This window comes from Actinophytocola sp. (assembly GCF_035942955.1).
Lineage (GTDB): Bacteria > Actinomycetota > Actinomycetes > Mycobacteriales > Pseudonocardiaceae > DASYTH01.
Map to the genome: position 1 here is coordinate 1 of NZ_DASZCQ010000317.1, position 13684 is coordinate 13684.

Below are 13684 nucleotides of genomic sequence, written 5' to 3' on the forward strand. Positions count from 1 at the left end.
CGTACCATCAGCGCCTTCCTGGTCAACGAGTGGCGCAAGGGCGCCCTGTTCGGGCTCACCCCCGACGAGGCCTACTACGTGCGCTGCGACCGCGAGACCAACCCGGCCGAGCAGATCGACGCCGGTCAGGTGGTCTGCGAGATCGGCGTGGCGCCGGTCAAGCCAGCGGAGTTCGTCATCTTCCGGCTCGCCCAGCTGCAGGGCGGCACCAGTCTGGTCAACGAGTAAAGGCGGTTCATCGACATGGCACTCCCCGATCTCGACACGTCGGTAGGCCACTCGTTCGGCCTTGAGGTCGACGGCATCACGATCAAGCAGATCTCCGAGGTGACCGGCCTGAAGATGGAGCAGGACGTCATCGAGCTCAAGCAGAACACCGCGGATGGCAAGTACATCAACAAGAAGCTGCCCGGCCGCCCGAAGGCCGGTGAGGTCACGCTCACCCGCGGGCTGACCGAGGACAGCAGCTTCGAGAAGTGGATCAAGGACTCGCACTTCGGCAAGATGGGCAGCGCGCGCAAGGGCGGGGCGATCATCGTCTACGACTACGAGGGCACCGCGCTCAAGCGCTACAAGCTCACCAACTGCTGGCCCAAGAGTCTGGAGATCGGCTCGCTGAAGGCCGGCGACACGAGCGTCCTCACCGAGAAGCTCGTGATCGTCCACGAGGGACTGGAAGCGCAGTAACACGATGCGTCGAACCATGACCCTTGCCCCGGCCGACGAAGGGCAGTCTCCCGCGCCGCGGCGCGACCCGCTGCGGACCGAGTTCGCGTTCGAGCTGCCGCGCGGCTACGTCGACGACGCCGGTGTCACGCACCATTCCGGGACGATGCGGCTGGCGACGGCCCGGGACGAGCTGGTGCCGCTGCGGGATGACCGGGTTCGGGAGAACCCGGCGTACCTCACCGTGGTGCTGCTCGCCAGGGTGGTCACCCGCATCGGCGACGTCACCGACATCCACGCCGGGGTGATCGAGAACCTGTTCGCGTCGGATCTGGCGTTCCTGCAGGACCTGTACCGGCGGATCAACAGCGAGGGCCACACGAGGGCCGGTGTGTCCTGTCCGGACTGCGGCCGCCAGTTCGCGGTGGACATCGCCGGTGGCCGCCTGGGGGAATCGTGACGTACGCGCCTGACCGGCTGCACGAACAGGTCGCGTACGTGGCGTACCACCTGCACTGGCCGCTGGACGACATCCTCGACCTCGAGCACCCCGACCGGCTCCGGTACGTCGCCGAGATCGCCAGGATCAACACCCGGATCACGAAGGGAGGCTGAGCGCGATGTGGCCGTGGCGACGCAAATCCGGCCCGGCTCCCATGCCGGTCAGCAGGGCCGAGTGGCGCACCCTCCCCCCGATCGACCGGATCGCGCGGGAGCACCCGCTGATCAACCCGGTCCAGCGGTTCTCGGACTCCCTGACCTCCTGGCGCAACCCGTCGTTCCTGGAGCCGCTCGGCCACCGGGTCGGCCCGGCCGAACCCTCCGGAGTCGCCGACCTCGCCACCCCGTCGGCATCCCCCGACATGCCCGTCGCCCCACCATCCCCACCCGACCCACGGCCCACCGTCCCACTCGCACCGCTCGCCGCCACCGAGCTCACCGTGGCCCGCCCCGTCGACCTCCCGGTGCGCCAGCTGGTGGTCGAGGGTTCGCCGGGTCCGGTCCCCGCGGTGCAGCGCGCGGCGGAGCCGCCACCATCCCCACCGCCGGCGCCGACCCCGCGGCGACTCGGCCTTGGACCGCCCCTCACCGACCCACCACCGGAGCCCATAGTCCACACAGGACACTTCGACGCTCGGCCCGCGGACTCCCACCCCACTCTCACGGAACCGCCACCGCCGCGCACCCGCACGACCCGCCTCGGCGAGCCCATCGTCGTGTCCCGCTCAGCACAGGACCACCCCGCCACGCCCCGCTCGACACCCGACGAGCCCGTGCACATATCCCGCTCGGCCACCGACGAGGCCACCCCGTCACCCACCCACCCCACAGCACCCGGCGAGCCGATCGTCGTCACCGGCTCGCTGCCGGATCACCGTGCCCCTGCACTGGACAATCCAATGCCGGTGTCCCGCTCGGTGACCGGCGAAACCGCCCCCGCTCCCGCTGCGCCGATGGCCGTGTCCCGCACGGTGCCGGACCACCCCGCACCGGCACCGGACGGGCCGATGCCCCGGTCGGACTCGGTCACCGAAGAAGCCGCTCCACCCACCCACCCCACCGCACCCGGCGAGCCGATCGTCGTCGCCCGCTCGTCCGCCGAGGAAGCCGCTCCGCCAAGTCATCCCACAGCGCCCGGTGAGCCGATCGTCGTCGCCCGCTTGTCCGCCGAGGAAGCCGCTCCGCCGACTCATCCCACCGTGCCGGGCGAGCCTATGGTTGTTGCCCGTTCGTCCGCCGCCGACGCCGCTCCGGCATCCACCCGCCCGACCGGGCCCGGTGAATCGATGGTCGTCGCCCGCCCGGCCATCAGCGAAACCACCCCGGTGCCCATCCGTCCGACCGCGCCCGGTAAATCGATCGCCGTCGCCCGTTCGGCGACCGGCGAAATCGCTCCAGGGCCTACGCGCCCCACCGTGACTGGCGAGCCGATTGTCGTTGCCCGTTCGGCGACCGGCGAAGTCTCTCCCGCCCCCACTCTTCCCGCCGGGCCCGGTGAACCGATGGTCGTCGCCCGCTCGGCCACCGATGAACGTGCCTCCACCGTGCCCGGGAAGCCGATCGTCGCCGGCCGCTCGCTGCCGGACCAGCCCACGCCTGCCCCGATCCCTGTGGGACCCGCCGAGCCGGTCGTCGTGGCCCCCTCGATGCCGAGCCCACTCGGGCCAATGCCGGACGAGCCGATGCCGGTGTCCCGCTCCGCCACCGGATCCGCGCCGGCCCTTGCCCCGACCGCGCCCGGTGAACCGATCACCGTGGCCCGCGCGATGTCGGACCCACCCACCCCGGCCCCGACCCGCCCACCGGCACCGGGCGAGCCGATGCCGGTGTCCCGCCAGGTGACCGGCGAAGCCGGGCCGGCCTCGATCTCCACCCGGTCCACCGTTTCCGGTGAGCCGATCGTCGTGGCCCGCTCGGTATCGGACCTCGCCGGTCGGGCGCCGGAGGAGCCGGCGCAGACCACGCGCCCGACCAACGATGAAGCCGGGCCGGCCGTGATCCCCACTCGGCCCACCGTGTCCGGTGAGCCGATCACCGTGGCCCGCTTGGCATCGGACCACCCCGGGCCGGTGCCGGAGGAGCTGGCGCAGGTTGGCCGCCCGGTCATCGATGGAGCCGGGCCGGCCGTGATCCCCACTCGGCCCACCGTGTCCGGTGAGCCGATCACCGTCGCCAGAGCGCTGCCGGATCAGCCCGCACCGGCACCGATCTGGCTACCCGCCGCCGGTGCGGCCGTGAGCGCTCGAAGCGAGTCCAGCACGGCACTTCTGCCGCCGTTCGCCGACCGCCCGCTCGTGTCGGGTCAGCCGGTCGTCGTGGCCCGCTCGGCGGGGGACCCCGAGCCGGCGCCGGCGCCGCTGGCGATTCAGCGCACCGGCCACCACCACGTGTCGGACGCCGCGCCGGCGGGTGATGCCGTGCGGCTGCCGGAGGCTCGGCTGGTTCCCGTCGAAGTTCAGCGGCAGGAGGAGATCGCCGCGCCCGCGCCCGCGGTCGGGCCGCAGCCGGCGCCGCAGTCGGGGGCGGCGCCGGCGGCGGGTCAGGATCCGGAGGAGCTGGTGAAGAAGCTGTTCGATCCGTTGTTGCGCAGGCTCAAGACCGAGTTGTTGCTCGATCGGGAGCGGCGCGGCCGGCTCACCGATCTGTCGCGTTGAGGGGAGTGACCAATGTCCGAAGTGGAGGAAGCGGTCGCCGTCTGCTACGTCGTCAAGATCGACGACGACAGCCTCGGCGCGTTCAGCAGCTGTGACGGGCTCGGCTGCGAGTTCGTCATGGAGCAGCGCGAGGAGGGTGGGAACAACGGGTTCGTCTGGCAGCTGCCGACGCGGATCAAGTATTCCAACGTGAAGCTGAGCCGGCCGGTGACCAAGGAGAGCGCGAAGATCACGTCGTGGATCGCCGGGATGGCCCGCGGGGTCCAGCGGAAGACGGCCACAATCGAGGCAAGGACGCTGGGCGGCACGGTGATCGCGCGGTGGTCGCTCGTGGACGTGGTTCCCGTGCGGTGGACCGGGCCGCAGCTGTCCGCCGACTCGCCGAAGGTCGCCACCGAGACGCTGGAGCTTGCTCATCACGGCTTCCTGGGACGGGGGGCCTGACCCATGGCATCGCCGATCACCTTCACCTCGGCCGGCTCACCGCCGTCGTCGAACGGCTCCGCTCCGACGAAGAAGGAGCCGGCGCTGCTGTCGGTGCACAAGCCGCCGCAGGCGGGGAGCCTGGCCAAGCCCGGCGACCACATGTACGACATCAAGTTCCAGTTCAACCCCAAGGAATTGTCGCTGACCAAGAACGCCAAGTGGCAGCGGGAGGCGCAGCGCAACGCCAAGAAGAGCGGGCCCCCGGAGTTCAAGGGCTCCGACCCGGCCAAGCTCGCCCTCGAGATGTTCCTCGACGCCACCGACACCATGGGCGACCAGGTGGTCAAGACCGTCGAGCGGTTGTTCGCCTGCTGTGTGGCCACTGAGGACAGCCGGCAGAAGGGCAAGGGCTCACCGCCCTGGGTGATCTTCAAGTGGGGCGGCATGACCGGCTTTCCCGCCTACGTGGCCAGCGTCACCGCCAAGTACACCCTCTTCACCCCGGGCGGCGTCCCGGTCCGCGCGGTCTGCACGGTCAACCTCGAGGAGATCGCCGGGGAGCAGTCCGGGCAGAACCCCACCTCCGGCGCGCTTGCCGCCCGGGACACCCACCAGCTGGTGGCCGGGGACACGTTGCAGTCGCTGGCGTTCCGGGCCTACGGCAACGCCGAGCTGTGGCGGGAGATCGCGTACGCCAACGAGGTCGACGACCCGATGCGGTTGCGCCCCGGGGACCGGCTGCTTGTGCCCGCCCTCGAGGAGATCGGGGGCCGGTCGAATGGCCAATGAGAGCTTCGCCAACAGCCTGGTCGTGGAGGTCGCCGGCCGGCCGCTGCCCGACGACGTCAAGACCCTGCTCACCTACGCCTACGTCGACGACAGCCGGAACCTCCCCGACCTGTTCGTGTTGCGGTTCCGCGACCCCGGCCACGTCGTGCTGGCCAAGGGCGGGTTCGCGGTCGGCACGAAGGTCGACCTGAAGGTGCAGACCGCCGACCCCGGCGGGCCGCAGCCGCTGATGAGCGGCGAGATCACCGCCGTTGGGCTGGATCTGGACCGCACCGGCACGTTCACCGAGGTGCGCGGGTACGACCACGCGCACCGGTTGTTCCGCGGCCGCCGGGTCGCGGTGTACCCGAACATGACCGTCGCCGACGTGGTCCGCAAGGTCGCCCAGCGCGCCGGGATCGCCGTGGGCACGGTCGATGCCGTCCGCGGCGTCGGCGGCCGGCCGCACACCCAGTTCAGCCAGGACAACGTGAGCGACTGGGAGTTCCTGTCCCGGCTGGCCAACGCGGTCGGCGCACAGATCGCCGTGCTGGAGGGCAAGCTCCACTTCAGACTGCCGGAGCAGCCGAGCGCGGCGCCGGACACCAACGCCAAGGCGCACACCGACCCGCTGGTGCTCGAGGCGCACCGGACGCTGATCTCGCTGCGGGCCGGGGTGACCGCCGCCGAGCAGGTGCCCGAGGTGCAGGTGCGCGGCTGGGACGTCGACACCAAGCAGGCGGTCACCGCGACCGCGACGCCGACGCACGCCGGCATCGAGGTTCCGGGCGCGGATCCCATTGCCCTGGCCAAGAAGTTCGGCAGCCCACCGCTGCTGGCCGCCGCGCCGCATCTCACCCAGGCGGAGGCGACCGCCGCCGCGGACGCGCTCGCCGCCCAGTTCGGCAGCGCCTGCGTGGAGCTGTCCGGGGTGGCCAAGGGCAACCCGAAGCTGCGCGCCGGGGTCGCGGTCACGCTGGCCAACGTGGGCGAGCCGTTCGCCGGCAAGTACACCCTGACCAGCACCCGCCACCTGTTCAGCGGCGAGGTCGGCTACACGACGGAGTTCGCCGTGTCCGGCCGGCAGGAGCGGTCGCTCTACGGCCTGGCCACCGGCGGGCAGGACCAGCCGAGTGTCCACGGTGGACTGGTTCCGGCAATTGTCAGCGACGCCCGCGACCCGGCCAAGCTCGGCCGGCTGAAGCTGACGTTTCCCTGGCTGGACAAGGGCTACACGAGCAACTGGGCGCGGGTGGCCCAGCTCGGCGCGGGCAAGGCCAGGGGTGCCCTCGTGCTTCCCGAGGTGGGCGACGAGGTGCTGGTCGGCTTCGAGCACGGCAACTTCGACGCGCCGTACGTGCTCGGCGGCCTGCACAACGGCAAGGACACGGTGCCGTCGCTGTCGGTCGACCCGGTCGACGGCGGCACGGGCGAGATCGCCGTCCGCGGCTTCGTCTCGCGCAAGGGCCACAAGCTGGAGCTGGTCGAGGCGGACGGGATCACCATCGCCAGCGGCGACGGCAAGCTGGTCGTCAAGCTGGACCAGAAGAACCAGATGATCGAGGTCACCAGCGGCAAGGGAATCGCGGTCAAGGCGCGCAACGGCGTGACCGTCGACGCCGGCAGCGGCCCGCTCGAGCTCAAGGGCCAGAAGGTGACCGTCGAGTCGGCAAGCGACGTCGCGGTATCGGCCAACGCCTCGATGAAGCTCTCCGGCACCGCCGGGGTGCAGGTCGAGGGCGCCACGGTCGCCGTCACCGGGCAGGGCCAGGCCGAGCTCACCGCAAGCGGCGCGGTCACCGTGCGCGGCAGCCTCGTGCGGATCAACTAGAGGAGGGCGACATGCCACCAGCGGCCAGAGTCGGCGATCCCACCGGGCACCCCGGCGTGATCAGTGGACCCGGCGTGCCGACCGTGCTGATCGGCGGGCAGCCCGCGGCCACCGTCGGCACCCTGCACGCCTGCTCGTTCCCGCCCCCGCCACCGCATCCGCCCACCCCGATCGTGCCGCCCGGCTGCCCGACCGTGCTGATCGGCGGCCTGCCGGCGGCCAGGATGGGCGACCTGTCCGGCTGCGGCGCGCCGATCGTCATGGGCTGCCCGACCGTCCTGATTGGAGGGTAAGGGGTGGACTTCATCGGCAGGGGCTGGGCGTTCCCGGTGCACACCGATGCGACCGGGTCGGTCGCGCTGGTCGGCGGCGACCGGGAGATCGTGGAGAGCATCCGGCTGATCCTGGGCACCGCGCTGGGGGAGCGGCCGATGCGCCCGGAGTTCGGCTGCGCCATCCACGACCTGGTGTTCGCGCCGGCCGACGCGGCCACCGCCGGCCAGATCGCCTACGAGGTCAGGGTCTCGCTCGAGCGCTGGGAGCCGCGCATCACGCTGACCGACGTGGTGGTCGGCTTCGAGGCGGTGGAGCGGGGCACGCTGCTGATCGACGTCCGGTACACGATGCGTAACACCAACGACCCGCGCAACCTGGTGTTCCCGTTCTACGTCATCCCGCAGCACGAGGCCGTCGAGGCCCCGGTTCCGGACGGTGCGTGATGCCGCTGCCGACCCCCAACCTGGACGATCGCCGGTTCCAGGACCTCGTCGACGAGGCCAAGCGCCGGGTGATGCAACGCTGTCCTGAGTGGACGGATCACAACGTGTCCGACCCGGGCGTGACGCTGATCGAGACGTTCGCGTTCATGGTCGACCAGTTGCTCTACCGGCTCAACCGCGTGCCCGACCTGCACTACCTCCGCTTCCTCGACCTGATCGGGGTCCAGCTGTTCCCGCCGTCCGCGGCGCGCTGCGACACGACGTTCCGGCTGTCCGCCCCGCAGGAGAGCACCGTGCGGATCCCGGCCGGCACGCAGGTGGCCAGCCTGCGCACCGAGGTGGAGGAGCCGGTCGTGTTCACCGTCGAGCGGCCGCTGGCGATCGTGCCGTGCACGTGGACCCGGCTGGCCACGGCCGGATCCGACACCGGGCAGGTGGTCGACCGCACCGAGGACGTCCTCGCCGGGCGCGGACCGGCCTGCTTCGGCACGCCGCCCGAGCCCGGAAACGCCGTCTACGTAGGGCTTTCCGAGGCGGTGCCGGGTTGCACGGTGCTGTTGCGGATGGAGTGCGAGGTCGACGGGGTCGGCGTGGACCCGCGCGACCCGCCGCTGGTCTGGGAGGCCTGGGACGGTGAGGCCTGGGCGGCCTGCGAGGTGGACCGGGACACCACCGGCGGGTTCAACACCGCCGGCGACGTCGAGCTGCTGGTGCCGGCCGGCCACACCGCGTCGATCGTCGGCCACGAGCGGGCCGGCTGGCTGCGCTGCCGGACCGTCGAGGCCGAGCCGGGGCAACCGTTCTACCGCGCGTCGCCCACCCTGCACACGATCACCGCGGCCACCATCGGCGGCACGGTGCCCGCGGTGCACGCCGACGTGGTCCGTGACGAGGTCATCGGCACGTCCGAAGGCGTGCCGGGGCAACGGTTCCCGCTCGCCCGGCGCCCGGTCGTGGCCGGCGACGGCCCACTGCTGGTCGAGGTGGCCGAGGAGTCGGGCTGGGAGGAGTGGTGGGAGGTTCCGACCTTCGCCCGCTCCGGTCCGGACGACCGGCACGTGCGGCTCGACCGGGTGACCGGGGAGGTCGTGTTCGGCCCGGCGATCCGCCAGCCCGATGGGAGCTTCCGTTACTACGGCGCGGTTCCGGCCAAGTCCGCGGTCATCCGGGTGCCGGAGTACCGGTCCGGCGGGGGCCGGCGGGGCAACGTCGCCCGCGGGATGCTCGCCGTGCAGCGGGATCCGGTGCCGTTCGTCAGCGGCGTGACCAACCGTCGGCCGGCCACCGGCGGCGTGGACGCGGAGTCCATTGCGGACGCTTCGGCACGCGGTCCGCTGCTGTTGCGGACGCGGGACCGCGCGGTCACCGCGGAGGACTACGAGCAGCTCACCAGGGCGGCCGCGCCGCAGGTGGCGCGCGTGCGGTGCGTGCCGGACGGCGAGGACGGCAACGGGATCCGGGTGCTCGTCGTGCCCGCGGTGGCCGCCACCGGGGAGCTGGAGTTCGCCACGCTGATGCTCGACGCCGGCACGCGCGCCACGATCGAGCGCAGCCTCGATGAGCGGCGCTGCCTCGGCGCCCGGGTGGCGGTCGAGCCGCCGTTCTACCAGGGGGTGACCGTGGTCGCGCAGCTGCGGGCCCGCCGCCGCACCTCCCCGGATCGCCTGCAAGACCGGGCGATCAAGGCGCTGTACGACTACTTCAACCCGGTGGGCGGCGGCCCGGACGGCGACGGCTGGCCGTTCGGCCGGCCGGTGCAGGAGGGTGAGGTCTTCGCCGCGCTGCAGGGGCTTTCCGGCGTCGAGCTGGTCGAGGACGTGCGCCTGTTCGGCGCGAACCCGGTCACCGGCGAGCGCGGTCCCGCGGTGCCCCGCCTCGACCTTCCGCCCAACGCCCTGGTGTTCCCGTTCGGCCACCAGGTTCGAGTGACGAGGAGCTGACCGGTGCGCAACGGAGCCGTGGATCCGCCGGTCCGGCATCCCATCGGGGACCGGCTGCCGGGCATCTACCTCGAGAACGGTTTCACGCTGCGGCTGGTGTCCGCTTTGGACGAGGTGCTCGCCCCGGTGATCGCGGTGCTCGACGGGTTCGCCGACTATCTGGATCCGAGCCTGGCCCCCAAGGACTTCCTCGACTGGCTCACCCACTGGGTGGCCCTCGACGTCGACGAGCGGTGGAGCCAGCAGCAGCGGCGGGACCTGGTCGGCCACGCGGTCGAGCTGCACCGCTGGCGGGGCACCACCCGTGGGCTCGCCGCCCACGTGCGGCTGCTGACCGGCGGCGAGGTGGAGATCGTCGACAGCGGCGGGTGCGTGGCCGCCAACCGGCCGGGGCAGCCGCTGCCCGGCACCGACCCGGCCCGTGTCCTGGTCCGGGTGCGGGTCGCCGATCCGGCGGCGATCGACCGGCGCTGGCTCACCGCCGCGATCGCCGACGCCGTTCCCGTGCATGTGGCGGTGACCGTCGAGGTGGCCACGCCCGAGGGGGTGGAAGCATGATCGTCTGTACCCGGTGCGGGACGCGCAACGCCGCCGACACCGAGTTCTGCGGCAACTGCGGCACGTTCCTTGAATGGCAGGGCGCGCCCGCCGAGGAGCCGGCGCTCGCCCAGGCCGCGGGCCCCGGCGTCGAGCAACCGGCCGTGCCGCAACCGGCCGTGCAGCAGCCGACCGACGAGCGGGTGCACCGGCGCACCACGCCGACCGGCACCGAGCGCCGCCCGCCCGCTCCCGGCGATCTCATCTGCGGCGAGTGCGGCGCCGGCAACGCGCCCGCGCGCAAGTTCTGCCGGCACTGCGGGCATTCGCTCGCCGAGGCCCAGACCGTCGAGCGCCGGTGGTGGCAGGTGCTGCTTCCGCGGCGTGGCACCAGAAAGCGCCACGTCGGTGACCGGCCGCGGGCCCGGGGTGGGCGGCCGTGGCGGGCCTGGGCCCGCTGGGTCCGCCGGGTGGTGCTCACCGTCCTGGTGCTGCTCGCCGTGCTGTACGCCGCCGTGCCGGACGTTCGGTCCGAGGTGAACCACCGGGTGCTCGGCGCGCGCGACTGGGTCAAGGGCGTGTTCGTGACCAAGTACGACCCGATCCGGCCGACCAGCGTGACCGCCACCGCCGAGGTGCCCGACCACGGACCCAACCTGGCCGCCGACAACGCCAAGAACACGTTCTGGGCGGCCCCCGCGACCGGCGGCGAGGTGGCGCTCGTGCTGACGTTCCACCGTCCGGTCGACATCCGCCGGGCGATCGTGCGTATCGGCAACGCGGCCGACTTCCAGTCCGCCCACCGCCCCGCCAAGCTGCACCTGGTCTACTCCACAGGCCAGGCGTTCGACGTCACGCTCGCCGACACCCCGGAGGAGCAGACCGTCGACATCGCCAACAGCGCCGGCGCCACGACCGTCGAGATCCACATCGTCGACCTGCACCGCTCCCTCCAAGGCGACACCGTAGCCATCTCGGAGATCGAGCTGTTCGAGCAAGTGTCCTAATAGGAGAGCCCTCGTGCGCGCCAACCGCCCCCTGATCGTGTTACCCCTCCTGGCCCTCGTCGGCGCCTCCTCGGTCTTCCCCACCCCCGCCACCGCCGTGGAGGCCCCGCTGCCCGGCGGCACCAGGATCGCCGTCACCATGAACACCCCGGCCGACAACGCGATCCTCCCGCCCGGCCCGGTGACCATCACCGGTAGAGCGGAGATCGGCGGAGGCCAGCCGGTGCCGAACACGACCCTCACCTACGTGGTGGACGTCTCGGGGAGCACCCAGGACGAGGTCCAGGGATGCAGCGGCGACGAGAACAACGACGGCGCGACAGCCCCGGACGGCCGGCCGATCAACGACATCCTCGATTGCGAGCTCGCCGCGGCGAAGGCGTTGAACGGCGAAGCCGTTCGCGCCCAGACGGTGGCGAAGGTGAGCGTCGCCGTCTTCGGCAAGGGCGCCGCGACCGCCGACCTCAACGAGGCGGACGGTGATCTGCCCACCACCCACCCGAGGGCGGATGACAACGGCAACGGTGTTCCCGATGTCGTCGAGGTGCTCTCCTCGGTCCACAACAGAGCGGGCGAGAACCGGCCCGACCCGCCGGGCGGGGTCGAGGAGTTCACCCGAAAGTCCGCGGGCAACGACTTCACCAACTTCGAGGCGGGCATCACCGCGGCGCTGAGCGCGGCCACCGCCACCAGGGCGCCGTCCCGGATCGTGATCTTCATGTCCGACGGGGCCAACAATTTCGGCGGGGACATCGACGATCTGCTGATCAAGGCGAAGGCCGAAGGAATAGTGTTCCACACCTTCGCGATCGGCTCCCTGGCCCAATGCGGCAGCACGACCGAGGGCAACACGCTCGCCAAGATCGCGGACAAGACCGGCGGCAGCTGCGCACCCGTGGACACGATCGCCGACCTGCCCAAGGTCGTGCCCGGCATCATCGCGTCCCGGTTGACCGAGCTGAGCGTGCAGGTGGACGGCGGGAATCCCGTTCGGATCACCAACGTGACACCGCCGCTGCCAGTCGTTGGACCGGCCACTGTGGACTACAGCGTCGCCACCACGCCGCTCCAGGCCGGTCCGCACCGGTTGTGCGTGACCGCCAAGGGGTCCGACGGCGGGGGACCGGGGGAGGTGACGGACTGTCGCAGCGTCACGATCAAGGCGGCGCCGGCGGTGTCGGCGGGTGGGCCGTACACGGGGGAGGAGGACCATCCGGTATCCATTGCGGGCACGGTGACCGAGCCGAACAGCCCGGGGTTGACCACCACCTGGGCGGTCACGCCGGTCCCGGGGGCCGCCTGCTCGTTCGGCGATTCGACCGCGCTGTCCACTGTGGTCACGTGCACCGAGCCGGGGACGTACCAGCTCACGCTGACGGTCGACGACAAGGTGAACCCGCCGGTGGTGGTGCGGACCACGATGACGCTGAGCCGCACACCGGGGGCGCTGTCGCTGCGCACGACGGTGGAGCCGGCGGTCGGGTTCGTCGGCGGCGATCCGGTGGTGGTCACCCACAGCGTGCGCAACGCCGGTCCGGCGGCGATGCCGGCGGTGCGGCTCACCAGCACGCTGCCGGCCACGCTGCGGGCGTCGGCGGTGAGTCCGGCCGGCTGCGCGGGGGTCTGCGACCTCGGCACGCTGGCTCCCGGGCAGACCGTCCTGGTGCGACTGACGTTCACGCCGGTCGACGCCGTGGATCAGCCGGTGTCGGCGACGGTGTCCACCTCGGGGCCCGACATCGACCCGGCCGACAATGCCGGCGCCGGGCGGGTGGTGATCCGCCGGCCGGTGCTGGCGGTCGACCCACCGGCCGGCCCGCAGGGGTTCGTCACCCACGTGGTGGGCAAGGACTTCCCGGCCGGGGCACGGATCCGGCTGAAGTGGTCGATCGGCATCTCGGAGATCCCCGGCGAGGCGACGGTCGGGCCGGACGGGACGATCGACGCGCAGGCGCTGGTGTTCCACAAGGACATCAAGGGAGAGCGCAGGCTGCTGGCCGAACCGGTGGCCGGGCCGCGATTCGGCGCGGTGGAGTCGAACCCGTTCCTGGTGGTGGCCCGCACGCTCAAGCCGCAGGAGTTCATCATCCGCTGATTGCCCATCGGTGCAACGCCGAACGTCCCCGCCTTCTCCCGTCCGCTCATTCGCTTGCCCAGCAACAAGAAGGAGACTTGAGCACATGGGTGCCACCGCAACGCTCTCCGCCACCAGCCTGGCCGTCGCGGGCGGCCAGCAGGCCACCTGCGAGGTCGCCGTCCGCAACTCCGGCATGGTCGTCGACCAGTTCGTGATCGAGGTCGTCGGCGAGCCGGGAAACTGGGCGACCGCCGAGCCACCGGTCGTCAACCTGCTGCCGGGCGAGGCGACCACGGTCACCGTCCGGTTCGCCCCACCGCGATCCGCCGACGTGGTCGCCGGTCCCGCGCCGTTCGGCATCCGGGTGTCCTCCCAGGAGGACCCGGCCGGCTCGGTGGTCGAGGAGGGCGTCATCGACGTCGCCCCGTTCGCCGACCTGACCGCCGAGGTGGTCCCGCCCAAGGTGGAGGCCGCGGCCAGGGCGAAGTACAAGATCGCCATCGACAACCGCGGGAACTACCCCATCGCGGTCCAGCTCGCCGCCGCCGCCCCGGAGGG

General features: G+C 71.9%; 15 protein-coding genes and 1 pseudogene. 15 read left to right on the forward strand and 1 reads right to left on the reverse strand.

Annotated elements, in window-relative coordinates:
- The 4 genes from VGX25_RS31600 to VGX25_RS31615 form a co-directional block, all read left to right on the forward strand.
- A partial coding sequence (locus VGX25_RS31600; protein ID WP_326921619.1) for a phage tail sheath C-terminal domain-containing protein occupies window positions 1-228 on the forward strand: 228 nt, incomplete at its 5' end.
- 15 nt (window positions 229-243) lie between these two features.
- Window positions 244-687, forward strand: coding sequence for a phage tail protein (locus tag VGX25_RS31605; protein ID WP_326921620.1), 444 nt, complete (start codon window positions 244-246; stop codon window positions 685-687).
- Window positions 688-691: 4 nt separating this feature from the next.
- Window positions 692-1126 (forward strand): hypothetical protein, encoded by a 435-nt coding sequence (locus tag VGX25_RS31610; protein WP_326921621.1) that lies wholly within the window; start codon window positions 692-694, stop codon window positions 1124-1126.
- The gene (locus tag VGX25_RS31615; RefSeq protein ID WP_326921622.1) at window positions 1123-1281 is read left to right on the forward strand and encodes a DUF6760 family protein; all 159 of its coding nucleotides are present in this window, start codon (window positions 1123-1125) and stop codon (window positions 1279-1281) included. Before VGX25_RS31610 ends, VGX25_RS31615 begins: the two co-directional genes overlap by 4 nt.
- 1075 nt (window positions 1282-2356) lie before the next feature.
- Here the strand turns inward: VGX25_RS31615 and VGX25_RS31620 are convergent.
- Window positions 2357-3040, reverse strand: a complete 684-nt coding sequence (locus VGX25_RS31620; protein ID WP_326921623.1) for a hypothetical protein — start codon at window positions 3038-3040, stop codon at window positions 2357-2359.
- On the opposite strand from VGX25_RS31620, the gene VGX25_RS31625 reads away from it, so the two are divergent.
- The 11 genes and pseudogenes from VGX25_RS31625 to VGX25_RS31675 form a co-directional block, all read left to right on the forward strand.
- A complete protein-coding gene (locus VGX25_RS31625) occupies window positions 3006-3821 on the forward strand; it encodes a hypothetical protein (RefSeq protein ID WP_326921624.1) in 816 nt (271 codons plus the stop codon). The genes VGX25_RS31620 and VGX25_RS31625 overlap by 35 nt on opposite strands.
- 12 nt (window positions 3822-3833) lie before the next feature.
- On the forward strand, window positions 3834-4265 hold the full coding sequence (locus VGX25_RS31630) for a phage tail protein (RefSeq protein ID WP_326921625.1): 432 nt from the start codon (window positions 3834-3836) through the stop codon (window positions 4263-4265).
- Window positions 4266-4268: 3 nt separating this feature from the next.
- Entirely contained in the window at window positions 4269-5036 is a 768-nt protein-coding gene (locus VGX25_RS31635) for a peptidase M23 (RefSeq protein ID WP_326921626.1), read from the forward strand.
- Complete coding sequence (locus VGX25_RS31640; RefSeq protein ID WP_326921627.1) at window positions 5026-6846, forward strand: VgrG-related protein; 1821 nt, start codon at window positions 5026-5028, stop codon at window positions 6844-6846. Before VGX25_RS31635 ends, VGX25_RS31640 begins: the two co-directional genes overlap by 11 nt.
- Window positions 6847-6857: 11 nt before the next feature.
- A complete protein-coding gene (locus tag VGX25_RS31645) occupies window positions 6858-7139 on the forward strand; it encodes a PAAR domain-containing protein (RefSeq protein WP_326921628.1) in 282 nt (93 codons plus the stop codon).
- Between the two features lie 3 nt (window positions 7140-7142).
- A complete protein-coding gene (locus VGX25_RS31650) occupies window positions 7143-7565 on the forward strand; it encodes a GPW/gp25 family protein (protein ID WP_326921629.1) in 423 nt (140 codons plus the stop codon).
- Window positions 7565-9505: a putative baseplate assembly protein gene (locus VGX25_RS31655; RefSeq protein ID WP_326921630.1), complete on the forward strand. Its 1941-nt coding sequence runs from the start codon at window positions 7565-7567 to the stop codon at window positions 9503-9505. The genes VGX25_RS31650 and VGX25_RS31655 overlap by 1 nt, the downstream gene beginning before the upstream one ends.
- Window positions 9506-9508: 3 nt before the next feature.
- Window positions 9509-10063 carry a phage tail protein gene (locus VGX25_RS31660; protein ID WP_326921631.1) on the forward strand — a complete coding sequence of 185 codons (555 nt, stop codon included), beginning with the start codon at window positions 9509-9511 and terminating at the stop codon, window positions 10061-10063.
- Complete coding sequence (locus tag VGX25_RS31665; RefSeq protein WP_326921632.1) at window positions 10060-11049, forward strand: zinc ribbon domain-containing protein; 990 nt, start codon at window positions 10060-10062, stop codon at window positions 11047-11049. The genes VGX25_RS31660 and VGX25_RS31665 overlap by 4 nt, the downstream gene beginning before the upstream one ends.
- A 13-nt stretch (window positions 11050-11062) precedes the next feature.
- Entirely contained in the window at window positions 11063-13144 is a 2082-nt protein-coding gene (locus tag VGX25_RS31670; RefSeq protein ID WP_326921633.1) for a VWA domain-containing protein, read from the forward strand.
- 85 nt (window positions 13145-13229) lie between these two features.
- Window positions 13230-13684: pseudogene (locus VGX25_RS31675) on the forward strand (hypothetical protein); the annotation flags it as partial.